Annotated in this window: 20 protein-coding genes and 2 riboswitches; of the genes, 5 read left to right on the top strand and 15 right to left on the bottom strand. The window is 35.3% G+C overall.

Going from position 1 to position 26,294, the window contains the following annotated elements; translation table 11 throughout:
* Positions 1-21: 21 nt before the first annotated feature.
* On the top strand, positions 22-918 hold the full coding sequence (gene gldA, locus ACEN2K_RS12925; protein WP_441759750.1) for a gliding motility-associated ABC transporter ATP-binding subunit GldA: 897 nt from the start codon (positions 22-24) through the stop codon (positions 916-918).
* Between the two features lie 216 nt (positions 919-1,134).
* On the opposite strand, the gene metF is transcribed toward gldA, so the two are convergent.
* The 10 genes from metF to ACEN2K_RS12975 all read right to left on the bottom strand — a co-directional run bounded on the left by metF (position 1,135) and on the right by ACEN2K_RS12975 (position 15,150).
* On the bottom strand, positions 1,135-2,091 hold the full coding sequence (gene metF, locus ACEN2K_RS12930) for a methylenetetrahydrofolate reductase [NAD(P)H] (RefSeq protein WP_441759751.1): 957 nt from the start codon (positions 2,089-2,091) through the stop codon (positions 1,135-1,137).
* A 171-nt stretch (positions 2,092-2,262) separates the two neighbouring features.
* Positions 2,263-5,349, bottom strand: coding sequence for a vitamin B12 dependent-methionine synthase activation domain-containing protein (locus tag ACEN2K_RS12935; RefSeq protein WP_441759752.1), 3,087 nt, complete (start codon positions 5,347-5,349; stop codon positions 2,263-2,265).
* A 425-nt stretch (positions 5,350-5,774) separates the two neighbouring features.
* Entirely contained in the window at positions 5,775-6,824 is a 1,050-nt protein-coding gene (locus ACEN2K_RS12940; protein WP_441759753.1) for a homocysteine S-methyltransferase family protein, read from the bottom strand.
* Positions 6,825-7,069: 245 nt separating this feature from the next.
* Positions 7,070-7,189: riboswitch (SAM riboswitch) on the bottom strand.
* A 92-nt stretch (positions 7,190-7,281) separates the two neighbouring features.
* Entirely contained in the window at positions 7,282-8,334 is a 1,053-nt protein-coding gene (locus ACEN2K_RS12945) for an NAD(P)/FAD-dependent oxidoreductase (protein ID WP_441759754.1), read from the bottom strand.
* Positions 8,335-8,517: 183 nt separating this feature from the next.
* Complete coding sequence (locus tag ACEN2K_RS12950) at positions 8,518-9,108, bottom strand: precorrin-2 dehydrogenase/sirohydrochlorin ferrochelatase family protein (RefSeq protein WP_441759755.1); 591 nt, start codon at positions 9,106-9,108, stop codon at positions 8,518-8,520.
* Positions 9,095-9,889: a uroporphyrinogen-III C-methyltransferase gene (gene cobA, locus ACEN2K_RS12955; protein WP_441759756.1), complete on the bottom strand. Its 795-nt coding sequence runs from the start codon at positions 9,887-9,889 to the stop codon at positions 9,095-9,097. The genes ACEN2K_RS12950 and cobA overlap by 14 nt, the downstream gene beginning before the upstream one ends.
* Positions 9,882-11,972, bottom strand: a complete 2,091-nt coding sequence (locus tag ACEN2K_RS12960) for a nitrite reductase (protein ID WP_441759757.1) — start codon at positions 11,970-11,972, stop codon at positions 9,882-9,884. The genes cobA and ACEN2K_RS12960 overlap by 8 nt, the downstream gene beginning before the upstream one ends.
* A gap of 166 nt (positions 11,973-12,138) precedes the next feature.
* A complete protein-coding gene (locus tag ACEN2K_RS12965; RefSeq protein ID WP_441759758.1) occupies positions 12,139-13,383 on the bottom strand; it encodes a sulfate adenylyltransferase subunit 1 in 1,245 nt (414 codons plus the stop codon).
* 96 nt (positions 13,384-13,479) lie between these two features.
* Entirely contained in the window at positions 13,480-14,379 is a 900-nt protein-coding gene (gene cysD / locus ACEN2K_RS12970; RefSeq protein WP_441759759.1) for a sulfate adenylyltransferase subunit CysD, read from the bottom strand.
* A 69-nt stretch (positions 14,380-14,448) separates the two neighbouring features.
* Positions 14,449-15,150: a phosphoadenylyl-sulfate reductase gene (locus ACEN2K_RS12975; RefSeq protein WP_441759760.1), complete on the bottom strand. Its 702-nt coding sequence runs from the start codon at positions 15,148-15,150 to the stop codon at positions 14,449-14,451.
* A gap of 329 nt (positions 15,151-15,479) precedes the next feature.
* Between ACEN2K_RS12975 and ACEN2K_RS12980 the strand changes: the two genes are divergently transcribed.
* Positions 15,480-16,268 (top strand): sulfite exporter TauE/SafE family protein, encoded by a 789-nt coding sequence (locus tag ACEN2K_RS12980; protein WP_441759761.1) that lies wholly within the window; start codon positions 15,480-15,482, stop codon positions 16,266-16,268.
* A gap of 82 nt (positions 16,269-16,350) precedes the next feature.
* Here ACEN2K_RS12980 and ACEN2K_RS12985 read toward each other — a convergent pair whose 3' ends face one another.
* The 5 genes from ACEN2K_RS12985 to ACEN2K_RS13005 form a co-directional block, all read right to left on the bottom strand.
* On the bottom strand, positions 16,351-16,761 hold the full coding sequence (locus tag ACEN2K_RS12985) for an RrF2 family transcriptional regulator (protein WP_441759762.1): 411 nt from the start codon (positions 16,759-16,761) through the stop codon (positions 16,351-16,353).
* 67 nt (positions 16,762-16,828) lie between these two features.
* On the bottom strand, positions 16,829-18,001 hold the full coding sequence (locus ACEN2K_RS12990; RefSeq protein ID WP_441759763.1) for a trans-sulfuration enzyme family protein: 1,173 nt from the start codon (positions 17,999-18,001) through the stop codon (positions 16,829-16,831).
* 84 nt (positions 18,002-18,085) lie between these two features.
* The gene (locus tag ACEN2K_RS12995) at positions 18,086-18,520 is read right to left on the bottom strand and encodes an OsmC family protein (RefSeq protein ID WP_441759764.1); all 435 of its coding nucleotides are present in this window, start codon (positions 18,518-18,520) and stop codon (positions 18,086-18,088) included.
* Positions 18,521-18,642: 122 nt separating this feature from the next.
* Complete coding sequence (thrA, locus tag ACEN2K_RS13000; RefSeq protein ID WP_441759765.1) at positions 18,643-22,029, bottom strand: bifunctional aspartate kinase/homoserine dehydrogenase I; 3,387 nt, start codon at positions 22,027-22,029, stop codon at positions 18,643-18,645.
* Positions 22,030-22,109: 80 nt separating this feature from the next.
* Positions 22,110-22,218, bottom strand: a riboswitch (SAM riboswitch).
* A 180-nt stretch (positions 22,219-22,398) separates the two neighbouring features.
* Complete coding sequence (locus tag ACEN2K_RS13005; protein ID WP_441759766.1) at positions 22,399-22,536, bottom strand: hypothetical protein; 138 nt, start codon at positions 22,534-22,536, stop codon at positions 22,399-22,401.
* Positions 22,537-23,358: 822 nt separating this feature from the next.
* Between ACEN2K_RS13005 and metK the strand changes: the two genes are divergently transcribed.
* The 3 genes from metK to ACEN2K_RS13020 all read left to right on the top strand — a co-directional run bounded on the left by metK (position 23,359) and on the right by ACEN2K_RS13020 (position 26,188).
* Complete coding sequence (gene metK, locus ACEN2K_RS13010; RefSeq protein ID WP_441759767.1) at positions 23,359-24,609, top strand: methionine adenosyltransferase; 1,251 nt, start codon at positions 23,359-23,361, stop codon at positions 24,607-24,609.
* A gap of 173 nt (positions 24,610-24,782) precedes the next feature.
* Positions 24,783-25,574, top strand: coding sequence for a hypothetical protein (locus ACEN2K_RS13015; RefSeq protein WP_441759768.1), 792 nt, complete (start codon positions 24,783-24,785; stop codon positions 25,572-25,574).
* Positions 25,574-26,188 (top strand): deoxynucleoside kinase, encoded by a 615-nt coding sequence (locus tag ACEN2K_RS13020; protein WP_441759769.1) that lies wholly within the window; start codon positions 25,574-25,576, stop codon positions 26,186-26,188. Before ACEN2K_RS13015 ends, ACEN2K_RS13020 begins: the two co-directional genes overlap by 1 nt.
* The last annotated feature ends 106 nt before the right edge of the window (positions 26,189-26,294 follow it).

Raw genomic sequence — 26,294 nt, forward strand, 5'->3', positions numbered from 1 at the left:
TTTTGCTACAAATACTATATTATGTCAATAGAAGTTAATGCAATTTCAAAAAGTTACGGTACACAAAAAGCACTCGATACTATTTCGTTCTCCATTCAAAAAGGAGAAATTGTAGGTTTCTTGGGGCCAAATGGCGCCGGAAAATCTACTTTGATGAAAATATTAACAACTTATCTCGCTGCAGATTCAGGTACTGCATTGGTTAATGGGCATGATGTTTCTAGCAATGAAAAAGCTGTTCAACTATCTATTGGATACTTACCAGAACACAATCCGCTGTATTTGGATTTATACGTACGAGAATACTTGGCTTTTAATGCTGATGTTTATAAGGTTTCTACATCCCGAATTGAGGAAGTTATACAGTTGACTGGTTTAAGTTCTGAAAGTCATAAAAAAATTAGTCAATTATCTAAGGGCTACCGCCAGCGTGTGGGCTTAGCAAATGCGTTACTCCACAATCCTGATGTACTAATTCTAGATGAACCAACAACAGGGTTAGACCCAAATCAGTTAATCGAAATTAGAAATGTTATTAAAAACGTAGGGAAAGACAAAACAGTTTTCCTTTCTACACATATCATGCAAGAGGTTGAAGCGATTTGCGATCGTGTGATCATTATCAATAATGGTAAAATTGTAGCCGATAAAAAACTAGATAGTCTGATTTCTGAAAACAAAGAACAAGTTATTGAAGTCGAATTTGATTATCAAATAGAAGAACAAGCCATTGCCAAAATTGAGAATCTAACCTCTTATAAAAACACCCATGATATGATCTGGGAATTAACTTTTAAAACGGATAAAGACATGCGTCCAGCAGTTTTTGATTTTGCAACCGCCAATGGTTTGAAAACATTACAGCTGAATCAAAAAAATAAGAATCTTGAAGCTGTCTTTAGAGAAATCACAAAATAGCTTAGCTGAAGTGAATTACTAATCATTAATCAAAAAGTCAAAAGCTCGTTTGAATAATTTCAAACGAGCTTTTGACTTTTTACAATATTCTTGTAATCGTGAATTCCTTAGCCCAGATAGCAGTGGAAATCCTTTTACTTTTTTCTTTAAAAAGTAAAAGATTGCAACAAATAGCTGGAAATGGCTCCTAATAAACTTTACAATTAGGATGTGTTTTTAAAAAACCTTGGCCGCTATTTGCCTGATATTTTCTGATTTTCCCATCGAATAATAATGCAATACTGGAACTCCCGCTGCTTTTAATTCTAAGGATTGCTGAATAGCCCACTCAATCCCTACTTGTCTCACGTCAGCATTTGTTTTGCATTTATCGACTGCATCAATTAAGTCTTCTGGCAAATCAATACGAAAAATTTGAGGTAAAATTTGCAAATGCCTTTGTACTGCAAGTGGTTTAATTCCTGGAATTATAGGAACCGTGATTCCCATTTCACGTGCTTTAGTGACAAACTCAAAATACTTGGCATTGTCAAAAAACATTTGGGTAACCACATAATCTGCACCCGAATCTACTTTTTCTTTCAATCTTTTTAAATCAGAAATCAATGAAGGAGATTCTAAATGCTTCTCAGGATAACCTGCTACTCCTATGCAAAAATCAGCTTTATTGTCAACATGCATTACATCGTGTAAATATTTCCCTTCGTTCAGTAACTTGATTTGTTGTACCAAGTCTACTGCAAAATTATTTCCACCCGGTTTTGGTACAAATGACTGTTCATCCTTCATTGCATCTCCGCGCAGTGCCATCACATTATTAATTCCTAAATAATGACAATCCACTAATAAATATTCTGTTTCTTCTTTGGTAAAACCACCACAAAGCACGTGTGGAACCGTATCAACATTGTATTTATGTTTAATCGAAGCACAAATACCCAAAGTACCAGGACGCATTCTGGTTAGTTTTTTGTCCAATAACCCATTGCCTTTATCCACATAAATAAACTCCTCACGAGAAGTGGTTACATCTATAAATGGCGGTTTAAACTCCATTAAAGGATCAATATTATCGTATAATTCCTGAATTCCTTTTCCTTTTTGAGGCGGTATAATTTCGAAAGAGAATAATGTTTTCTCTTTTGCTGCTTCTATATGTTGTGTTACTTTCATAGCCCCCTAACCCCCGAAGGGGGAATTATAATCGAGCTTAAAAAATACGACTCGACTTGGTTAATAATTATATATTTTTTCATTTTCTTACGTGTATAAATTAATCGTGTCTTCCACCCCCCCTCTTTTATTTACAAAGAATAGAGTTCCCCCTTCGGGGGATAGGGGGCATTAATCTGCGATATTTGGGTTCAGCCATTTCATAGCCATATCTGTAGAAATGCTTCTACGTTTAGCATAATCTATTACTTGGTCTTCTTTTATCTTTCCGAGTCCAAAATACTTACTTTGTGGATTTCCAAAATAATATCCAGAAACTGATGAGGCCGGCCACATCGCCATGCTCTCCGTCAAGGTTACTCCTATTTCCTTTTCAACATTTAATAATTTCCAGATCGTCGGTTTTTCTAAATGGTCTGGACAAGCAGGATAACCTGGTGCCGGACGAATTCCTTTATACTCTTCGGCAATCATAGCCTCAGTACTCATGTTCTCATCTGATGCGTATCCCCAAATTTCTTTACGTACTTTTTCGTGCAAGTATTCAGCAAAAGCCTCTGCAAAACGGTCTGCCAAAGCTTTAACCATTATCGAATTGTAATCGTCTAAATCTTTTTCGAATTCCGCTGCCCATTCGTCAACACCAAAACCAGTAGTAACACAAAACGCACCCATGTAATCCACTTTTCCATTATCTTTTGGAGCAATAAAATCAGCTAAAGCGATATTTGGCGCTCCTTTTGTTTTTTGAGATTGTTGGCGTAGCGTTAAGAACGTTTGTAATGGTTTTCCGTTTTCGTCCGTTAGTTCAATGTCATCATCGTTAATTTGATTCGCAGGGAAAATTCCGTAGATTCCTTTGGCAGTCAATTTCTTTTCTTTCAAAATCACCGCTAACATTTCCTGAGCATCTGCAAAAACCGAAGTCGCTTGTTCGCCAACAACATTGTCAGTTAAAATTGCTGGGTATTTACCAAACAATTCCCAAGTTCTAAAAAACGGAGTCCAGTCGATATAAGGAACTAATACTTCCAAATCGACTTCGATTACTTGTTCACCAATTAAATTTGGTTTCACAGGAGTAAAATTATCCCAATCCAGTTGTAATTTATTTTTACGCGCTTGTTCAATAGTCAAGAAATTCTTGTCACGCGAACGATTCAAAAATGTTTCTCTAAAGGCATCATATTCTGCTCTTATGTCGCTTGCATATACTTTCTTTTCACTATTCAATAAATTTCCAGCGACTGTCACGGCTCTTGATGCATCATTAACATGAATTACCGTTTCTCTATATTGAGGTGCAATTTTTACCGCAGTATGTGCTCGAGAAGTTGTTGCTCCACCAATCATTACTGGTATTTTCATCCCTTTCTTATCTAACTCTTTTGCCAAATAAACCATTTCGTCAAGAGAAGGTGTAATCAAGCCACTTAGTCCAATAATATCTACTTCGTGTTCTATTGCTGCTGCAATAATTTTTTCGGGTGCAACCATAACACCAAGATCTACAATCTCATAATTGTTACATGCCAGTACTACTGAAACAATATTTTTACCAATATCATGCACATCTCCCTTTACGGTTGCCATAAGAATTTTGCCCGCCCCCCTAGCCCCCGGAGGGGGAGCAGTTAGAGCGGAATTTATTTTACTTAAAACTTTATCCATATCAAACAAGACTTCGTCGTTTGAAAAACGAATCACTTGATATCCTTCTGAATTCAACCAAGCTGTCCTTTGAGCATCACTTGATTGATTTTCTGGCAACTGATGAGTTAATCCATCAACTTCAACAATTACATTTTCTTTTAAGCATACAAAATCAGCTATATAATCTCCAATAATATGTTGCCTTCTAAATTTATAATTTTCTAATTGTTTACCACTCAATTCCTGCCATAACCTCTTTTCAGCATCTGTTGGTTGATTGCGCATTTTTTTAGCATGCTCTTTTAACAAACTATAATTTGCTCTATTAGCAGTTTCCCAATGTTTCGAGTCCTTAACTCCCCCTTTGGGGGCCGGGGGGCGTTTACTTGCTTCAATAAATGGTAATAAATAAGCCACTGCTTTTTTCATTACACGGGCTGATTTAACCACTTGTGGTAAAAACATTTTACCCGAACCAAATAAATCTCCCACCACATTCATTCCCGTCATCAAATTGATTTCGATAACTTCGATTGGTTTTGGAGCTGCTAAACGAGCTTCCTCAACATCTTCTTCAATAAATTGATCTACTCCTTTTACCAGCGAGTGCGTAATTCTTTCTTGAACGGTTCCTGAACGCCATTCTTGAACTGCCTTTTCATTACTTTTTACATCTCCTTTTACATTTTCGGCAAAATCTAATAAACGTTCTGTAGCATCATCCCGTCTATTCAAGATTACATCTTCAACATGTTCTAATAAATCTTTTGGAATCTCATCGTAAATAGAAAGCATTTCTGGATTTACGATTCCCATCGTCATTCCGTTTTGAATGGCATGATACAAGAAAACCGAGTGCATCGCTTCACGAACCGTATCATTCCCTCTAAAAGAAAACGACACATTACTCACCCCTCCACTAATGTGTGCATGCGGTAAATTTTCGCGAACCCATTTAGTCCCTCTGAAGAAATCCAACGCATTCAGGCGGTGTTCTTCCATTCCTGTTGCTACGGGGAATATATTCAAATCGAAAATAATATCCTGCGGAGGAAAACCCACTTTATTCACTAATATATCATACGATCGTTGGCAAATTTCTACTCTACGATCGTAATTATCCGCCTGTCCCGTTTCATCAAAAGCCATGATAATTGCCGCAGCACCATAGCGCTTAATCAATTTAGCATGATGAATGAATTGCTCTTCTCCTTCTTTTAACGAAATTGAGTTCACCACACATTTCCCTTGCACTACTTTTAAACCTGCTTCGATAATATCCCATTTCGAACTATCAATCATGATAGGCACGCGCGAAATATCGGGTTCGGCAGCAATTAAATTTAGGAATTTTGTCATGGCATATTCGCCATCCAGCATTCCTTCATCCATATTAATATCGATGATTTGTGCGCCACCTTCCACTTGCTCTTTTGCAATGCTCAAGGCTTCTTCGTATTTTTCTTCCTTGATTAACCGAAGGAATTTTCTAGAACCTGTAACATTGGTACGTTCTCCAATATTCACAAATACGCTATCTGGCGTAATGATTAAAGGCTCTAATCCCGATAATACAAGGTTTTTTCTAGTTTCTGCTTGTGCCATTTTTATTTTTCATTTACTTAGTCTCTAAAAACCTTTGAGTCTAAGTTTTGTTATATTCTTCTTTTTTGGGAGTGTCCCTCCGTAAAAACTGCGGGTCGGGCTATGCGCTGCAAGTCCTCGATCTTCCTTCGTCCTGAAATAAATTCAGTACAATTCAGGCTGTGGGCTTTTCACTACACACGAGCGAAGCGAACTGGCGAAGCAATCCCTCACGCAACATTCCAATTGTTATTGTGAGTAAAGAAGCTATCTCACCCCCTATTATCTTCATTCTGGAATCCTGCAAGGTTTTCAAAACCTTGTAGGTTTGTTTATTAATTCAACTTCTCAATTCATACCTACAAGGTTCAAAAAAACCTTGCAGGAAACATAGAGAAAAACAATACATGAATTTTATGTTAGACGTGATAAATCGCGTCTCTACGTTACATCGTAGCCGTTGAAACTCTTGGTTTATAATCTTTAGCGATATCAGCAATTAACTTGATGTGTTCTGGCGTTGTACCGCAACATCCACCTATGATGTTTACTAAATTATCGTCTAGGTAAGCTTTAATTTGCGCTTGCATTTCCTGTGGCGTTTCATCGTATTCTCCAAAAGCGTTTGGCAATCCTGCATTAGGATGTGCCGAAACATTAAATGAAGTATTTTGGGATAAAGTCTGTAAATACGGTTTCAACAAATCGGCTCCAAGAGCACAATTGAAACCAACGCTCAATAATGGAATATGTGAAACAGAAACCAAAAATGCTTCAACTGTTTGCCCAGAAAGTGTTCTTCCAGACGCATCGGTAATGGTTCCTGAAACCATAATTGGAATATCGATATTGCGTTCTTCCTTTACTTCTTCGATAGCAAAAAGCGCCGCTTTGGCATTTAGTGTGTCGAAAATAGTTTCTACTAATAAAATATCACTTCCTCCATCAATTAACGCTTCTACTTGTTGCTTGTAGGCAATGCGCAAATCATCAAAAGTCACCGCTCGATAACCTGGATCGTTTACATCTGGTGACATACTTGCTGTTCTGTTTGTTGGTCCTATTGAACCCGCTACAAAACGAGGTTTGTCTGGATTTTTGGCTGTAAATTCATCCGCTACTTCACGCGCTAATTTTGCCGATTCGTAGTTTAATTCATATACAAAATCTTCCAAGTGATAATCGGCCATACCTATAGTTGTTCCCGAGAAAGTATTGGTTTCAACAATATCAGCACCAGCTTCAAAATAAGCGGCGTGAACTGCTTTTATTGCTTGGGGCTGTGTGAGTGATAATAAATCGTTGTTTCCTTTTAAAGAATGTGGGAAATCTTTGAAACGTTCCCCACGGAAATCTTCTTCAGAGAAATTATAACGTTGCAACATGGTTCCCATGGCTCCATCCAGAACGAGTATGTTTTTTTTGATGGCTTCGTGAATGCTCCCCCTAACCCCCGAAGGGGGAATTCCTAAACTGTCTTTAATCTCTTTTGACATAACGTATGATAATTGAAATCTAGAAAATATTCTAAATCTGACATTTGATTATTAATTCCAAAAGTTCACTATTGTTTCTCTTTAGCCCTGATGGTAGCGGCATCCTATTGTGCCGGTGTTCGGCGCAATAGATATAGCGTACAGCGGGAAGGATCATGGCTGAAATGCACCAATCATCTGCTCTAAAAAAATAATATCGATATGTTGTCAAGAAAAGGTTTGAGAAATACTGTGGAAGTATTCTTGTGTTATCTATCTTAGATATTGAAACAAGTTCAACATAAAGTAGAATGTAGCACCTTCTTTAAAGATAAAGGGTTGCTAAGGTTTCATTGGGTCTTTCCCTCCGCCTTTCGTGATAACTTTCAATAAATATAGGAACAATGCAAAGAAAAGACATAGCGCTAATACTCGCAAGTATTAGCGCTATATTTTTTAACTTGTATGTGTGATTTTGTTAAACTATTGCTTTAACAACAGCTTTTGGAGCTTCTTTACGAGTTCCATCAAATCCGTCAACACCTGAAACTGTAGTATATTTCAACACATAACGTTTTCCTGGATTGATTATTTGATAAGCTGCCTGACACATTAATGTCGCTTCGTGGAAACCACAAAGGATTAATTTTAATTTACCAGGATAGGTATTCACATCACCTATGGCGAAAATACCTGGAATATTTGTTTGATAATCTAAGGCATTGTTTACTTTGATCGCGTTTTTCTCGATTTCAAGTCCCCAATTTCCTATCGGACCTAACTTTGGTGTCAGACCAAAAAGCGGAATGAAATAATCAGTTTCAATTTTACGGTGCGCCCCGTTCTCATCGATATCAATCGATTCAATATGTTCTGCTCCGTTGATTCCAACTACCTCAGCCGGTGTAATCATGCGTATTTTTCCTGAATCTTTTAATTCTTGTACTTTTTCTACAGAATCTAATGCCCCACGGAATTCATTACGACGGTGAATTAATGTCACTTCTGACGCGACATCTGTCAAGAAAATACTCCAGTCTAGCGCTGAGTCTCCTCCACCTGCTATTACTACTCTTTTGTCTCTAAACTCTTCAGGATCTTTAATGAAGTACTTGATACCTTTATTTTCATAGAAATTGATTCCGTCAATTAATGGTTTTCTTGGTTCAAAACTTCCTAAACCACCCGCAATGGCAATGACTTTAGCGTGGAATTGCGTTCCTTCATTTGAAGTCACAATAAAACTACCATCTTCTTGTTTTTCTATTGTTTCAGCACGCTCTCCAAGGGTAAAGCCAGGTTCGAACTGCTTGATTTGTTCCATTAGATTATCTACTAAATCTCCTGCTAATACTTCAGGAAATCCTGGAATATCGTAAATTGGTTTTTTAGGATATAATTCTGAAAGTTGCCCACCAGCTTGTGGTAAAGCATCTAGTATATGACATTTTAATTTTAATAATCCTGCTTCAAAAACGGCAAATAAACCAGTTGGTCCGGCTCCTATTATAAGGATATCTGTTTCAATCATATTGTTTCAATTTTACCTCCCCCCGCCCCCTCCAATCCCGATAGCTATCGGGAAGGGGAGACTAGGCGGAGTTACTTATGTTATATTTGTTCTTACTAATTATTATTTTTACAAATGAACGAATGATTCTTCCTTAATTAAATGATAAATATCATTCGGATTCTTTGTTCTTTTCTCTTTATTCTATTCTCTATGCTCTTTATTTTTCAACGACTCCGTAATGGCATTCATCTTCTGAACTTTATCTTCAAAATCTCCTTTTAAGGTTTTGCGATATTCGTTTAGATTTTCGACCATCTTATTAATATCCTCCGGAATTACTTCTTCAAAAAACTCTCTTAGTCTTTTGGCCGTTGTAGGTGATTTTCCATTGGTTGAAATAGCTATTTTTACATTTCCTTTGGTTACAATTCCTCCTAAATAATAATCACATAAATCCGGTGTATCGGCAATATTGCAAATCAAGTATCTTTCTCCTGACAGATCATAAATTCTTTTATTGACTTCAAGATCATCGGTGCACGCAATAACCATATGCCGTTTTTTGAGCATTTTTTTCTTGAACTTCTTCATAGTCAACTTCACGGACTGATGTTTATTGACCAGTGTTACTAGTTCTGGTAGAAACCACGGTGCTACAACCTCGACATTAGCATTTGGACTGGACTTCAATAAAAAACTTAATTTTTCCAGTCCTACATTTCCTCCACCCACAATCAATACGTTCATATTGTGCAGTTTTAAAAACACAGGATACAATTCATTCCTTTCCATAAACTAATAGTTTGTTATGATTGGATTTTAACTCTTTGTAAAACCCTTTCCTCTTCTTACTATCGCCTACTACAGCTCCAATTATAATTATGGCAGGCGAACTTAACTGCTGCTCCGCAACAACCTTTTGGATGGTATTTATTGTTCCAATCCCAACTTTTTCTTCAGGAGTGGTTCCGTTTTGTATGATCGCAACGGCTGTCTCTCCCTTAGATTCTTTTTGGAAAATGGCTACAATTTGATCCAACTTACTCATCCCCATTAACACTACTACAGTAGCTGAAGATTGAGCTGCCAAGGCAATATCTGTTGATAATTGACGAGACGAAGTTGTTCCTGTTATTACCCAAAAACTTTCCGAAACACCTCTTTTTGTCAACGGAATTCCTTGATAAGCTGGAACCGCTATAGCCGATGAAATTCCAGGAACAACAAATGTAGGAATTCCAAAGCTTTCTACATAGTCTATTTCTTCACTTCCTCGACCAAAAATAAAAGGATCTCCACCCTTAAGACGTACAACGTGACCATAAGTCAAGGCGTTATCTACAATTAGTTGGTTGATTTGGTCCTGCGTGTAGGCATGACATCCTTTTCTTTTTCCAACAAATAGTTTTAGCGCTTTTTTAGGAGCGTAACTTAGTAATTCGTCATTTGCTAAAGCATCATATAAAACCACATTAGCTTCTGCCAATGCTTTCGCACCTTTGATCGTCAACAAATCTGGATCACCCGGACCTGCTCCTACTAAAGTTACTTTTGGTTCTATTAAACTATGCATTTGCTAAATCTTTAGTTCTATATGTTTCTATATTTTGAAAGAAATCAATTGCTTCTTGTATGTATTTTTTGGCGAAAGCTTCAGAAGGTTCATTTTGATTGATTTGGTATACCAAATCTTTAAAAGTGCCATTCAGCCCGATTTTATTTGTCTCAACAAAAACAGTATCAAATAAATTAATGATGCCTGCATGGTGATTTGTTTTTTGGTTTTCAGCCAATAACAACGCTTTTGCCCCGTTTACAAATCCTGCATACGCCAAGTAAATCGCATCAGCCCATTTTTTATCCTCGAATGCTTCTTGAGCGAAAGTCAGCTTGTCTTTGGCTTCTAAAAGTAAAGTCGCAACCAAGTCAATTACAACACCAGCACATTCCCCTACTCCAACTGCTTTTACATAATTATCAGCATTTCCCCAGTCGATAAAATCTTCGTCTGTAAGATTGGTTACATCCGCTAACGGTTTCAAGAATTCGTAAAAATACTTTTGTCCTTTCGCATCATAATAATCTAAGAATGCTAATCCATTAGCATTAGCTTCAAAATCATTTAAAATAAAACGCAAGGCATCTGGTCCTCTACGGCTTGGAATCTTAATTACTTTATCAGAAAAACGTCCTTTTCCATCTCCTAGAATTCCACCACCAAGTAATACTTGTAAAGCAGGAGCTACTAATTTACCTGAGTTGATAGACATTCCTTGAAAACCAATTGAAGACATGTTGTGTTGCCCACAAGCATTCATACAACCACTTATTTTAATGGTGATTTCGCGATTCTCTTTGTATTGCGGGAATTCTAATTTCAATACTCTTTCTAATTCTTCGGCAATTCCAGTGCTGCTTGCAATACCCAAATTACAAGTATCTGTACCCGGGCAAGCTGTAATATCGCCAATTGTATCGTACCCTAAAGTTACAAAGTCTAATTTGGCTAATTCTTGGTAGAAGAAAGGTAAATTTTCTTCTTTTATATTTCTTAGAACAATGTTTTGCTTTAATGAAAAACGCAATTCATTGGCTCCGTAATTTTTAATTAATTCGGCCAAAGCTCTTGCTTTGTCCGTATAAAAATCTCCTAAAAGCACTTTGATACCAATAGCTACATAACCGGCTTGTTTTTGAGCGATTACATTTGATTTTTTCCACGCTTCAAAAGCAGCAATATCCTCGATAGTTACTGTTGGTACATCTAACAAAGTTGCTGGAATTTCACGGTCAAAAGCAGTAGTATCAATTTCAACTGTTTGGTAAGACAATGCTTTTTTCTCTTCGTCAACTAAACGTAAAAATTCGTCTCTACCAATATCTTTGATTAAGAATTTCATACGTGCTTTTAAACGTTTGGCTCTTTCACCATGACGATCAAAAACTCTTAAAACCCCTTCTGTTGTTGGAATGATTTGGTTTACTGGAATAAATTCTGATAGTAATTCAGCGTGATGTGGTTGCGAACCTAATCCTCCACCTAGCATTACTTTGAAACCGCGTTCGCCATTAACAATTTTTGGAATAAATCCTAAATCATGCAAATAACTCAAGGCCGTATCTTTATCAGAAGATGAAAACGACATTTTGAATTTACGTCCCATTTCTTGACAAATAGGATTTCTCAAGAAAAACTGAAACATAGCGTGTGCATAAGGCGACACATCAAAAGGTTCGTCAACATCAACTCCTGCTAATTCACTTGCTGTAATATTTCTAACCGTGTTACCACATGCTTCACGCAATGTAATATCATCTTTTGCAAGGTTTGCCCAAAGTTCTGGTGTTCTATCTAAACTCACGTAGTGAATCTGAATATCCTGACGCGTAGTGATATGCAAACGTCCTGTTGAATACTCATCAGAAACTTTAGTAATACGCACTAATTGTTCGCTAGTCACTTTACCATATGGCAATTTGATACGAATCATTTGCACGCCTTCTTGACGTTGCCCGTAAACACCACGTGCTAAACGCAGACTACGAAAACGTTCATCATCAATCTTACCGTCTTTGAATAGTGCAATTTTTCTTTCTAAATCGATGATCTCTTTTTGAACAATCGGATTTTCTATTTCGGTTCTAAAACTTTCCATACATCTTTACTATTATCCTCCCCCCAGCCCCCTCCGAAGGAGGGGGAGCCATTGAGGAGCTTTATTGTGTTATATTCTGGTTGTAAAATACTTAACCACAAAGTTTATCTACAAACATTTTCTACAATCTCTCCCTCCCCTTTGGGGAGGGCTGGGGTGGGGATTCCTATCGAATAAATCCTACTCCCGCAGTTGTATTACTTGCTGCATCGATTAAGATAAAAGCACCATTTGATTTGTTATCATTGTAAGCATCAAAATATAAGGCTTTGCTCAACTTAATATTTACTTCTCCAATTTCGTTAATTGCTAAATGAGACGCTTCTGTAGTTCCTGAAAAATCAGTTGCAATTACGTTTTTGACGCTGTCAATTTTAGCCAAAACTCGGTTCGTGTTGTGTTGTACAAAATATTTTGCTCCAGGAACTAATTTTTTACTGTCCATCCAACAAACTGTTGTATTGATATCCTTCTCCACTTTAGGCAATTCAGATGATTTTACAATCATATCTCCTCTAGTCACATTGATATCATTTTCTAATTCGATTGTAATCGAAGAACCTACTGAAGCTTCATCATATTGCTTATCAAAAAAGTGAATGTTTGACACTTTCGATTCTGTTAAAGAAGGCAAAACCGTTACAGCATCTCCAACTTTTATATTATTTCCGTATAATTTTCCAGCATATCCTCTAAAATCGTGATACTCTTCTGTTTTTGGTCTGATAACTGTTTGCACTGGAAAACGAGCTTTTCCTTTTTCATATACATCTGCAGGCTCTAAAGCTTCAAGGTGTTCTAAAATTGTTTGTCCTTCGTACCACGGCATTCCACCTAAAGATTCCACCACATTATCACCAGTCAAAGCACTCAAAGGAATATAACTTACGTTTTGTTCTTTGAAAGTACTTTTAGCATTCAATGCTTCAAAGTCGGCTTTAATTTTATTGTAAACTTCTTCAGAATAATCAACCAAATCCATTTTGTTTACCGCAACAATTACCTCTTTTACTCTCAATAAATTATTGATAAAAAAGTGACGGTACGTTTGCTCTATAACTCCTTTACGAGCATCAATCAAAATAATCGATACTTGTGAAGTTGAAGCTCCAGTAACCATGTTTCGTGTATATTCTACGTGACCTGGAGTATCAGCAATAATGTAACTTTTCTTTGCTGTAGAAAAATAAATGTGAGCTACATCAATCGTAATTCCTTGTTCTCTCTCGGCAACTAAACCGTCAGTAGCCAAAGAAAAATCCAAATAATCATATCCTTTTTGCCTGCTACTTTTCTCTATTGCTTCCAGTTTGTCTGTAGTCAAAGATTGCGTATCGTATAATAATCTCCCGATTAAAGTACTCTTTCCGTCATCTACACTTCCTGCTGTTGCTATTTTTAAAACTTCCATTTTATATATTTTATTTCAGGTTTAAAGTTTCAAGTTATAAAACTCCTTACCTTAAATCTTTTAATTTTTAAATCCTTGAATCTTTCAATTGGTATTCTAAAAGTATCCTTGTTGTTTTCTTTTCTCCATTGCTGCCTCCGAACGTTTATCATCTATTCTAGCGCCACGTTCAGAAATTGTAGAAGCCCTAATTTCGCCTACGACCTCAGAAATTGTTGCTGCATAAGAATCAACAGCTGCTGTACAGCTCATATCTCCAACAGTTCTAAAACGGACAATTCGCTCCTGGATTTCTTCGTTTTCTTCTTGGTAAACAAAAGGAGAGTGTGACCAAATCATTCCATCCCTCAAGAACACTTTACGTTTGTGAGAGAAGTAAATTGAAGGGATCTCGATTTGTTCTTGTTCGATATAACTCCAAACATCTAATTCTGTCCAGTTTGAAATAGGAAAAACACGTACGTTTTGTCCGTTTTCAATTTTACCGTTTAATAAATCAAACAATTCCGGACGTTGGTTTTTTTCATCCCACTGACCAAAATCATCACGAACCGAAAAAATACGTTCTTTAGCTCTCGCTTTTTCTTCATCTCTACGCGCACCACCTATACAAGCATCAAATTTAAATTCATCAATCGCATCTAGAAGTGTTGTAGTTTGCAAGCTGTTTCTACTAGAATATTTTCCAGTTTCTTCCACTACTTTACCTTCGTCGATAGCATCTTGTACATTACGAACTATTAATTCTAGACCTAATTCTTTAACTAATCTATCTCTAAATTCAATTGTTTCAGGAAAATTATGTCCTGTATCTACATGCAATAACGGAAAAGGAATTTTAGCTGGGAAAAATGCTTTTTGCGCTAATCTCACTAATGTAATAGAATCTTTTCCACCAGAAAAAAGCAATACTGGTTTGTCAAATTGAGAAATAACTTCTCTGAAAATGTATATCGCTTCGCTTTCTAATGCGTTTGTTTTTAATATCGTACTCATTGTTTTTATTTTAATTCAAAAATTGAAAGATTCAAATATTGAAAGATTGATGTATTCTTTTAATTGAAATTATTTCTGGTGTAAACCACATTCTTTGTGACTTGATTCCCACCACCATCTTCCGGCTCTGATGTCTTCTCCCTCGGCGATTGCTCTGGTACAAGGCGCACAGCCGATGCTTATAAATCCTTTTTTATGTAAAGTATTTTGAGGGACATTGTTTAGTTCCAAATACTCTTCAACTTCATTCAAAGTCCATTTTAATAATGGATTGAATTTGATTATTTCGAATTTTGCATCGTACTCGAAAAGGTCTAAATCATTTCTATTTTCGGATTGTTCCGCTCTTAAACCAGTAATCCAGACCGCATTTCCTTTTAAAGCTTTAGTCAGTGGTACTACTTTCCTGATAAAACAACACTCTTTTCTATTCTCCACAGATTGGTAAAAGCTATTTGGCCCTTTTGCATTTAGAAGATTTTGAACATCCGTAGCTTCAGGAAAATATACTTCAATATGTTTATTATACTTTTTCAATGTTTTATGAAAAACTTCGTATGTTTCTTGAAACAGGCGCCCAGTATCTAAAGTAAAAATATTGATAGTAGCATTACTAGTTGCTATCAATGCCGTTATCACCTGATCTTCTTGTCCGAAAGAAGTTGAAAAAACCACTTTATCTTCGTATTGATCTGCCAAAAAAGCAAAAGTCTCCTCAATTGAAAATTCTTTTGTTTTTTCTATTAAAGTGTGAACTGTCGCTATGCTCATTTCTTATTTTTCTTTGTTAAAAATCTATTACCCTATAGATTTAGTAGATTACTACGCAAAAGTAGTATTAATTTACAAACCACAAAATAAAAAAATACTTTTTATTGAAAAAAATGAATTGCTTATACGCTCACAAAAAGCATGTTATACCGCTATTTTAGCACAATGTTATTAAATCCACTTAAAATCTCAGCCCCTATCTTCATATTCTTAAAATATGACCCTTCGTTTTGTCAAAACTTTAATTTTAAATTATATTTTATATTAGTCTACTTATCCTATAGGTTAATAAATAAATAGTTGTTATTTTTGCTCAAAATATTTCTTGTATGGATTTTCAAATAGGACTAATAGTTGCAGGTTTAACCGTAGGTTTTATAGTAGGCTTGACTGGCGTAGGAGGTGGATCTTTAATGACACCTATTTTGTTATGGTTTGGAATCCCGCCTACAACTGCGGTAGGTACAGACTTATTATATGCTGCATTTACCAAGATGGGTGGCGTTTATGTGCATCACAAAAAAAAGAATATTGACTGGTCTATAACTGGATGGCTTTCTCTAGGAAGTGTTCCTGCAGCATTATTAACTCTATGGATTTTACACAGTATAAAAACGGACATCACTGCACTCAATGCCGTTATTAAATACAGTTTAGGCTGGGCATTACTGTTAACTTCAATTGCCGTACTATTCAAAAAGAAGCTTTTAATTTTGTCACAAAAACATTCTGGGGATAAATTTCACAGCGAGAGCAAAACGCAAAACTTACTAACGGTTGCTATAGGTGTTCTTCTGGGCGCAACAGTCACTTTAACATCAATTGGTGCTGGCGCTTTGGGTACGGTAACCTTATTCTTTTTATATCCATTATTAGCGACACCTAGATTAGTAGGTACAGAAATTGCTCATGCGGTTCCATTAACACTTGTTGCTGGGCTAGGACATGCTACTATGGGAAATTTAGATTTAGGCTTACTGAGCCAATTACTTATTGGCTCTCTACCTGGTATTTTTATAGGAAGTATGCTTAGCGGAAAAGTTCCGGACCTGTTCCTTCGAAATGCTATCGCAGGAATGTTGTTTTTCGTAGGATATAAACTCGTTTTTATGATATAGTTTAGTCTCTCATTAATTCCATAAAAAATACCCTTTCACTGATTTGTACATTGAAAGGGTATTTTTTATGAAATATTAATACTTAAAAAGCGATATCTGCCAGTGTATTGTTTTCCAATATAATTAAAGTATTATCACGCACTTCAGTCATAAGTTTACGTACAGCACAAGAAACCTCATCTTGACAGTCGTCACATTTTTCATAAAAGTTATGACTAGCACAAGGCAGAAGAGCAATAGGCCCTTCTAGAATTCGGTATACCTTAGCCATATTGATTTCCTTCGGGTCTTTGATCAAATAATAACCGCCGCCTTTTCCTTTTTTTGCACCTAAAAAACCAGAATTACGCAAAAGCAATAAAATACTTTCTAAAAACTTAATCGAAATATTTTCGCTTTTTGCAATATCAGCAATAGCAACTGGAGTTTGATCTTCTTGGCGAGCCAAAAATGTCAAGGCCTTTATTCCGTATTTTGTTTTCTTTGAAAGCATATTTTAAATTGAATAGTTGAGTCAGATAAATGAATACTTAAAATCCAACATCAAATATCGTAATTTTTTAAGATAAAGCTTGCTCTAAATCGCCAATAACATCATTTACGGTTTCTAATCCTACTGAAACGCGAACTAAACCATCTGTAATACTAACTGCTAACCTCTCTTCAACCGATAATTTACTATGCGTTGTAGATGCAGGATGTGTAACGATAGTTCTGGTATCTCCTAGATTTGGTGACAACGAACACAATCGTATCTTGTCTAAAAATGCTCTACCTGCTTCAATTCCTCCTTTTATTTCAAAAGCCACAATGTTACCACCTAACTTCATTTGTTTTTTGGCGATGTCATGTTGTGGATGTGATTTCAAGAAAGGATATTTGACAGTATTAACTTGAGGGTGACTTTCCAAAAACTCAGCAACTTTCATTGCATTTTCGCAGTGTCTATCAACACGAATAGCCAAAGTTTCTAAACTTTTCGATAGTACCCAAGCATTAAATGGTGATAAAGAAGGACCTGTAAGTCGGGAGAAAAGATAAATTTCTTTGATCAAATCTTCGTTACCTACGGTAACTCCTCCTAAAACTCTTCCTTGTCCGTCAATTAATTTTGTCGCCGAATGTACTACCAAGTGTGCTCCCCATTTTATAGGTTGTTGAATGTAAGGAGTAGCAAAACAATTGTCTATAATTAAAATCAAATTATGCTTTTTGGCAATATCCCCTAGTAATTCCAAATCGATAATATCAACCGCTGGATTCGTAGGTGATTCAGCAAATAGAATTTTGGTATTTGGCTTTATGAAGCTTTCAATTGTCTCTGGCTTATTAATATCAAAATAAGTTGTTTCAATATTCCATTTTGGAAAATATTTAACAAACAAAGAGTGAGTTGCACCAAAAACACTGCTAGAAGAAACAATATGATCTCCTGATTGCAACAAAGCAGCAAAAGTAGAGTATACTGCTGCCATACCAGATGCGAAGGCAAAACCAGCTTCAGCACCTTCCATTTTACAAACTTTGTTTATAAATTCGTTGGTATTTGGATTGCTATATCGGCTATAAATATTTCTATCTTTCTCTTCTGCAAAGGAAGCCCGCATATCTTCGGCATCTTCAAATACAAAACTTGACGTTAAGTACAAAGGAACCGAATGTTCTAAGAATTGTGTTCTTTCTAATTGGTTGCGTATGGCTTGGGTTTCGAAACCGTATTCTTGTTCGTTCATCTTATTTTGTTTAAAGTTTAAGGTTTCAAGTTGTTGCAATTTATAAATCCTAAGCTCATTCCCTTAAACCAATAATTTTTATTTTTAAATTGTAGCTAATTCAACATCATTGAGAACCACTTTGTAATGTATTGTTGCTGTAGGTTCTAATGTTTTAGAAACCGAACAGTATTTATCAAAAGACAACTGCGCTGCTTTTGCGGCTTTGTCTTCTTTTATGTTTCCTTCTAAATAAAAAACCAAGTGGATATCTTTAAATGGCTTTGCTTCTCCTACTTGCACTCTTTCACCTTCAACCTCAGCTCTGAAAGAAGTGATTTCCTGGCGTTGTTTTTTCAAGATTGAAATAATGTCAATAGCGCTACATCCTGCAACTCCCATTAATACTAATTCCATCGGACTTGGTCCTTGATCATCGCCACCAAATTCTGGACGGCTATCTACATTCACAATATGTCCACGTTCGTTTTTTAATTCGAAATGGAAATTGTCGTTTACTCTATTTAATGTGATTTTCATGTTTGTTTTATTATTTGAACGTGGATAAAACGGTGTTGCTATCGCAAAATACGGATTTTAAACGCGGATTTTATTAAATTTCACCATCTTGTAAATTCCCCCCTTCGGGGGCTAGGGGGCTTCTAACCTTTATCGGACAATCTTAATATATCTCCAAAAACACCTCTGGCAGTAACTGCTGATCCAGCTCCAGCTCCTTGAATAACAATTGGTCGATCTCCGTATGATTCGGTATAGATTTCGAAGAAAGAATCAGATCCTTTCAATCCTCCCAAAGCGGTATCCGAAGGTACGGAAACTAATTTCACTTCCAAAATTCCTTTATCATTTTGTAAATCACCAGACAGTTCCCCAATATAACGCAGCACATGATTTGGTTTTTGATCTGTTTTGATTTTATCATAAATAGGATCAAATTCTTTTAATTTAGTCAAGAAATCAGCGGCGCTTCCTTCACGTAAATGTTCTGGAATTAAATTTTGAATGTCAATTTCTTCAAATTCATTTTGTAAGTCTAATTCTCTAGCCAGGATCAATAATTTTCTTCCTACATCATTTCCACCTAAATCTTCTCTTGGGTCAGGCTCCGTGAATCCGCTGTCAATTGCTTCTTTCAAAATTTCACTAAAAGGAACATCCTTGGCAGAAAAATTATTGAATAAGTAGCTCAAAGTACCAGAGAAAACACCTTTGATTTTAGTGATATTTTCTCCTGAAAGATGCAACAATTTTATGGTATCAATGAGTGGCAATCCTGCACCTACATTAGTTTCATACAAGTAATTCTTTTGATTATCAGCCAGTACTTTTCGCAATTCTTTATAGAAACCATAACTTAAAGTATTCGCCACTTTATTGGACGAGATCAAATCAAAACTATTTTCGGCAAGCGGAATGTAGTTTTCTACAAAAGTGGCACTAGCCGTATTGTCAATGGCAATTAAATTCTCTAGATGATGCTCATTTGCATAAGCAATAACATCAGCAATTGTATAAGGCGCTTCGTTAGCTTGAATTTCGTTTTTCCAGTTAGCCGAAACTCCATTTTTATTTAGAAGCACTCGTTTAGAATTGGCAATAGCAAACACATTCAATTTGATGTCTTTCCTTTTCTCAATGGCCTTCGCCGATTCTAAAATCTGATTAATTAAGGTTCCACCCACTAATCCATGACCAAAAATGGCAATATTGATTTTCTTAGCTACTCCAAAAATTTCCCCGTGAATTACATTCAGTGCTTTGTTAAGTTCTGATTTCTTAACCACTAAACTCACATTTTTACCTGTCACCGTATTATTGAAAAGGATGGGAACAATTTTATTTTTTATTAAAGCCGTATATGGCTTATGAAAAGTGCTTAAATCCTGACCAATAATTGAAATTACAGATACATTATCAGTCACCGTGATTTTATTGACATCCTTAGAGTAGAAATCATTTTCGAATTCTTTTTCGAGTTGAATCATTGCTTTTGTCGCTTTATCAGCAGCTACTACAAGTCCAATTCCCCTTTCTGAAGAACCTTGCGAAATGATGCTTACACTAATATCGTTATCTCCCATAACTCTAAAAATTCGCGCATCAACACCCGTTTTCCCTAACAATCCTCTGCCTTCTAAGTTTACTAGAGATACATTTTCTAGGACGGACAAGGTTTTAATTCCAGCGGCATTTGAATTAGAAGTGATTAGGGTCCCATTATTTTCATGATTGAACGTATTCAGGATTCGAAGTGGGATGTTTTTTTCTAAAAGAGGAATGATTGTTTTGGCGTGCAAAATATTCGCACCAAAATTAGCCATCTCATTCGCCTCATTATAAGACAAGGATTCTATTTTTTTAGCATCAAGTACCAACTCCGGGTTAGCAGTATAGATTCCGTCCACATGTGTGAAATTTTGTAGTTCTTCGGCATTGATATAATTAGCAATCAATGAAGCTGTATAATTGCTGCCGTTTCTTCCCAAGGTTGTGGTTTCTTGTTTCCCATTCGAACCAATAAAGCCGGTAAGTACAAGAATAACGTTTTTATTATCTTTAAAAACTTGGATGACGTTTTTCTTCGAAATAGCATCAAAAGGTTGCGCATCACCAAAATTGGAGTCGGTAATAATCAATTCTCTAGTGTCTGCTAATTTCGCAGGAATGTTTTTTTCGTTCAACAAAAACACTAATAACTTAGCCGAGAGTAGTTCTCCTTGTGCAAGCACCTGGTCTTTGATTTTAGCACTATAATCACCAATCAACCTAACACCTTCAAAAAGCTTATCTAATTTATCAAATTCTGCCGCAAAATCAACATTCTCAAAACCATCCTTTTGATAGGTTTTAAAACTTTCTAATAATGGTTTGTAATTACCGTTTTTAGCAGCTATGGTCAAAATATCATCAAGTTCATCTGTAGCTTTTCCTCTTGCCGAAACCACGACAGCAAATTGTTCTTCTTTTTTTACCTTATCTTCTATAATGTCTAAAACGGTAGCGATACCACCGCCATTAGCTAAAGATTTCCCACCAAATTTTACTATTTTCATCTGCTTTTTATTTTTAAAAACAACTTCTAATAAATTGTCTAATTGTTCGTATTCCATCAAAAAGGCGTCATGGCCATGTTGAGAGTCAATCTCACTATAGAATACATTATTTTTAAATTTTTTGATTTCGTTATAGGTTTCTCTATTCTCCTTTGCGGTAAAAAACAAATCTGAATTGATTCCTACAATGTATATGTTAGCATCTACCCTAGAAATAATCGTTTCTAGCGATTCCTGATTGCGCGTAATATCAATTGTTTTCAATAGTTGATTCATCATCTTGTAGGCCGCCAGCTGAAATCTTTTTTCTAACTTTTCTCCGTGGTAGTTTAACCAACTCTCTACTTGAAAAGTTTCTAGCTGTACGTTGATGTCTCTATTGAATTTTTCTTTGAAAGATTCAGGCGTGCGGTAGCATAACATGGCGTGAATACGCGCATCTTCAATGGGTTTTTTAGAATTATTGAGAATTTGCTCTTGTAGGTAGCAATTAGCAATTAACCAGTCTGTCGATTTCCAATCTGTAGCTATAGGAATAAAGTTTTGCGCTAGTTTAGGCTCTAAGGCCAAAATTTCCCAAGCAATTCCGCCACCTACAGATCCGCCGATGAGTGCAAATAATTGATCAATCTTTAAAAACCGAAGCCCTTCGATAAATATTCTAGCAATATCTCTTGCGATAAAATCTCGGTAATTTTCGATAGTAATTGAGTTGAAGCCATTACCTGGAACATCAAAAGCTACAATGGTATATTTTCTAGTATCGATTGTTTTGTCAACTCCCACAATATCATTCCACCAACCGGATTCTCCTATCACTTGAGAATTTCCCGTCAAGGCATGATTTATTAAAATAATGGGAGCAGTATGCAAAGGAGCACCAAAAACTTGATAACTTAAGTTAAGGCTAGCATAGACAGCACCATTGTGTGTGGTGAAATTGTGTAATGTAATATGTGTTGGTTTATTTTCCAATGTCAAATCTTTTATTGATTTTGATTTGTATTTGGAAATATTAGAAAGAAAAAACTAGTTGTAAACTAGAAAAATTCTTGTTGTTATCTTTCCACTTTTGGGAGTGGTAGAATGCAGCACCTTCTTCGATAAATCGAAGGGTTGCTAAGGCTTCATCGGGTCTATTCCCTCGTCCTTTCTTTATAACATTTCAATACGTTTGTGAACTTAATGGTACAAATTAACTATTAATTTAATTAACAAGCAAATATTATTTATCAAGATTTCTTCTAAAAAAAAATAGACAACAAAAAAACGCAAGGCATCGCTGAACTAAACAATTCAGAAATTACTCGCGTGAAAATCAGTATAGAGACCGTACGTTATCAATTAGATAAAAAGTGTATCATTCTCTTTTGAATACATCAAAAACTGCAATGAATTAGGGACTTTGTTTAAGTCATTCGCATTTGTTGTATTGATTCCGAATCGTGGATTAATCAAATCATCTACTGATATATTAATCATATTTTTTTTAGTTTTTAAATTCCTCAAAAAACTAACTGCCCTGGTAATTCTGTTTGTTGCCCCCATAATATTCACTTTTTAATTGTTGTACTTTGTATTGTATTTTTTCTTGATATCCTTTTGTAAATTGCTACTTGAAAAAAACCAGTGAGTTAAATTTTATAATTGTTCTGTCTTGTTAAATCATTTTATATTAAATAAAAAAGCCTTCCATTTTAATGGGAGGCTTTTACTATTATATGGTATATATAAAGTGATCACGACCCGACAGATCTCTCTGAACCAGTTTTGGCATTTTTATAAATATTTAAATTTATTCTTGGTATTTTCATATGGCAAATTTGAGGATTTTAGAGTTACTTTCCTAATGATAATCAATATTTTAACGCAATTTTTTACCATTTATTAAAATCTTATAAATCGAGATTATAATACTATAACTATTAACCTACAATTATGAAAAATGCGACTTCAAATAGTTTTTATTTACTCTAGTTTAGCCATTTTTATTGTTATGCGTAGATGATTAAATCCTAAAGATATATTGTTGATAAAAGCACCACACTAACTGAAATTTTACTCCATATTTTTTTAATTCCAAAAAATAGCGAAGTTTAATTTGCAATTCAAAATGGTTTCATACCTTTGCACCCGAATATAAGAGGAAAAATTTGAACTGATTGCAACCTCTTCATAATGAAACGAATTCATTATGGATGCTGAAAATTTTTCAGTAGAAAAAAATGCTAAAGCAGAAACTCTTCTTTAGCGCTATATTGTTGCAATCCCTTTTTCTCAAATTAATTAAAAATACTATTTATTATGGCCTATTTATTTACGTCAGAATCTGTGAGTGAGGGACATCCAGACAAAATTGCAGATCAAATATCAGACGCATTAATTGATAATTTTTTAGCATTTGATGCTAATTCAAAAGTTGCATGTGAAACTTTAGTAACTACAGGTCAAGTTATTTTGGCTGGGGAGGTAAAGTCAAACACCTACTTAGATGTGCAGCAAATTGCTCGCGATGTAATCAAGAAAATTGGTTACACAAAAAGCGCCTATATGTTTGAAGCAGAGTCATGCGGAATTCTTTCGGCTATTCACGAGCAATCAGCAGATATCAATCAAGGTGTCGACCGTTCTAGCCCAGAGGAGCAAGGAGCAGGTGACCAAGGAATGATGTTTGGTTACGCTACAAATGAAACGGAAAATTACATGCCATTGGCACTTGATTTATCTCATAAATTACTACAAGAATTAGCCCTATTAAGACGCGAAAATAAAGAAATAACTTATTTACGTCCAGACGCTAAGTCTCAAGTAACACTTGAATACAGTGACGATAACAAACCAACTCGTATTGATGCGATTGTTATTTCTACTCAACATGACGATTTTGATGAAGAGCCAGCTATGCTTGCTAAAATTAAAAAAGACATTGTTGACATTTTGATTCCTAGAATCATTGCTAAAAATCCAGCAAGTGCACATTTATTCAATGATAAAATTCAATACCACATTAATCCTACAGGTAAATTTGTTATTGGTGGACCGCATGGAGATACTGGTTTAACGGGAAGAAAAATCATTGTAGACACTTATGGTGGTAAAGGTGCTCACGGTGGTGGTGCATTCTCTGGTAAAGATCCAAGTAAAGTAGATAGAAGTGCTGCCTATGCAACACGTCATATTGCTAAAAACTTAGTAGCAGCTGGTGTTGCTGATGAAATTTTAGTACAAGTTTCCTATGCTATTGGTGTAGCCAAACCTATGGGAATCTTCATTGACACTTATGGAACATCAAAAGTGAACTTAACGAATGGCGAAATCGCTAAAAAGGTAGAAGCTATTTTTGACATGCGTCCATACTTTATTGAGCAACGTTTAAAATTAAGAAACCCTATTTATAGTGAGACAGCAGCTTACGGTCATATGGGACGTACTCCAGAAACTGTAACTAAAACATTCTCTGCTCCTGGTGGAAATGAAAAAACAGTTACCGTTGAATTGTTTACTTGGGAAAAATTAGATTTTGTTGACCAAGTAAAAACAGCTTTTGGATTGTAATTCCAATATTAAGAACCTAAATTAGATTCTTAACCCTACTTACTGAACCCCGAATTTTGCTAATGCAACATTCGGGGTTTTTGTTTGCAACATTTTACCATAACAGAAATTAAAATAATTGCAATAAAACATAAAATAAGACCTAATCATTATTTTTGTACTTTGCAATCCTTATGAAAAAGCCATATGTTTTATTTTTATTATTAACTTTCATTTTTGCGAAAGCTCAAAATGAACCTATTGTAGCTTCAAAAATAAATTCTATCCCTTCGCGATTTGAAAATAATATAGGATTTGACGTATTTGGATTCTTCTATTTCATTAAGGACAATGTACTTTTTAAAACAAACGATAAGCAAACCTTTGAATATAAAAATATCTCCCTTGGTAATTTAACGGATGTTACTATCGAAAACCCCCTCAAGATTGTACTTTTCTACGAAAATTTTAACAGTATAATCTTATTAGACAATCAGCTAAATGAAGTGCAAAACATTAATCTGTTAGAGAACAGTAATCCAATTACGGCAACAGCTGTTGGTTTGTCTCTCAACAATCAATTGTGGATCTATAATAGTCTTGATCAAAAATTAGGGCTTTATGATTATTTAAAAAATACTTATAAACCTATCTCCAATCCTCTTATAGAAACAATCAAAGAGACTCATTCTAGCTTCAATTATTTCTTTTGGATAGACAATAAAAACAACTACTATAGTTGTGACATCTTTGGCAAAATAAGGACTCTAGGAAAAATACCTGATTATGACTTAGTTAAAATTATAAATGAAGAGGAAATTATCTACACTAAAAACGGAAATTTATATTTAGTTAACATGATTAAAAACGAAAAATATCAAATTGAAATTTTAGAAAAAACCTTTGAAAATTTCTATTACAAAGACCAAATTTTAGCTATTTTTACATCGGAAGGAATTATCAATTATAAAATCACAATACCGTAATGCACATAGCAGTAGCAGGAAATATAGGATCTGGAAAAACAACTTTAACTCGTTTACTAGCTAAACAATTCAAATGGGAACCCCATTTTGAAGACGTAGTTGACAATCCTTACCTCGATGATTTTTACCACCAAATGGAACGTTGGTCCTTCAATTTACAAATATATTTCTTAAATAGTCGTTTTCGACAAGTGATGCAAATTCGCGAAAGCGGAAAGAAAATCATACAGGATAGAACTATTTATGAAGACGCACATATCTTTGCTCCTAACCTATATTCAATGGGGTTAATGACTAATAGAGATTTTCAAAATTACTCTTCCCTTTTTGAATTAATGGAATCTACGGTAAAGGCACCAGACTTGTTGATCTATTTAAGAAGTTCAATACCCAATCTTGTAGGGCAAATTCACAAACGAGGACGTGAGTATGAAAACTCCATCTCAATTGATTATCTGAGTCGTTTGAACGAACGTTATGAAGCTTGGATTCATACTTACGATCGAGGAAAATTGTTAATTATTGACGTAGACAATATCAATTTTGTAGATAATCCAGAAGATCTAGGAACTATTTTTAATCGAATTGATGCCGAACTAAACGGCTTGTTTTAATTTATTTACAGTTATACACCAATACTATAAACTGCATCCTTTTATAAGATACAAATAAAAAGCCCCGCAAATGCGGGACTTTTTTTATACATAATTCTAATGTAAT

It is taken from the genome of Flavobacterium sp. W21_SRS_FM3, from assembly GCF_052113625.1.
Taxonomy (GTDB): domain Bacteria; phylum Bacteroidota; class Bacteroidia; order Flavobacteriales; family Flavobacteriaceae; genus Flavobacterium.

Coding starts and splice junctions, on each gene's coding strand:
- ACEN2K_RS12965 (WP_441759758.1), bottom strand. CDS start 13,383: ATGGAAGTTTTAAAAATAGCAACAGCAGGAAGTGTAGATGACGGAAAG.
- ACEN2K_RS12985 (WP_441759762.1), bottom strand. CDS start 16,761: ATGCTTTCAAAGAAAACAAAATACGGAATAAAGGCCTTGACATTTTTG.
- ACEN2K_RS12940 (WP_441759753.1), bottom strand. CDS start 6,824: ATGTCAAAAGAGATTAAAGACAGTTTAGGAATTCCCCCTTCGGGGGTT.
- ACEN2K_RS12980 (WP_441759761.1), top strand. CDS start 15,480: ATGGATTTTCAAATAGGACTAATAGTTGCAGGTTTAACCGTAGGTTTT.
- metF (WP_441759751.1), bottom strand. CDS start 2,091: ATGAAAGTAACACAACATATAGAAGCAGCAAAAGAGAAAACATTATTC.
- ACEN2K_RS12995 (WP_441759764.1), bottom strand. CDS start 18,520: ATGAAAATCACATTAAATAGAGTAAACGACAATTTCCATTTCGAATTA.
- gldA (WP_441759750.1), top strand. CDS start 22: ATGTCAATAGAAGTTAATGCAATTTCAAAAAGTTACGGTACACAAAAA.
- ACEN2K_RS13005 (WP_441759766.1), bottom strand. CDS start 22,536: ATGATTAATATATCAGTAGATGATTTGATTAATCCACGATTCGGAATC.
- ACEN2K_RS12950 (WP_441759755.1), bottom strand. CDS start 9,108: ATGGAAAGGAATGAATTGTATCCTGTGTTTTTAAAACTGCACAATATG.
- metK (WP_441759767.1), top strand. CDS start 23,359: ATGGCCTATTTATTTACGTCAGAATCTGTGAGTGAGGGACATCCAGAC.
- cysD (WP_441759759.1), bottom strand. CDS start 14,379: ATGAGTACGATATTAAAAACAAACGCATTAGAAAGCGAAGCGATATAC.
- cobA (WP_441759756.1), bottom strand. CDS start 9,889: ATGCATAGTTTAATAGAACCAAAAGTAACTTTAGTAGGAGCAGGTCCG.
- ACEN2K_RS12945 (WP_441759754.1), bottom strand. CDS start 8,334: ATGATTGAAACAGATATCCTTATAATAGGAGCCGGACCAACTGGTTTA.
- ACEN2K_RS12960 (WP_441759757.1), bottom strand. CDS start 11,972: ATGGAAAGTTTTAGAACCGAAATAGAAAATCCGATTGTTCAAAAAGAG.
- ACEN2K_RS13020 (WP_441759769.1), top strand. CDS start 25,574: ATGCACATAGCAGTAGCAGGAAATATAGGATCTGGAAAAACAACTTTA.
- ACEN2K_RS13015 (WP_441759768.1), top strand. CDS start 24,783: ATGAAAAAGCCATATGTTTTATTTTTATTATTAACTTTCATTTTTGCG.
- ACEN2K_RS12990 (WP_441759763.1), bottom strand. CDS start 18,001: ATGAACGAACAAGAATACGGTTTCGAAACCCAAGCCATACGCAACCAA.
- ACEN2K_RS12975 (WP_441759760.1), bottom strand. CDS start 15,150: ATGAGCATAGCGACAGTTCACACTTTAATAGAAAAAACAAAAGAATTT.
- ACEN2K_RS12935 (WP_441759752.1), bottom strand. CDS start 5,349: ATGGCACAAGCAGAAACTAGAAAAAACCTTGTATTATCGGGATTAGAG.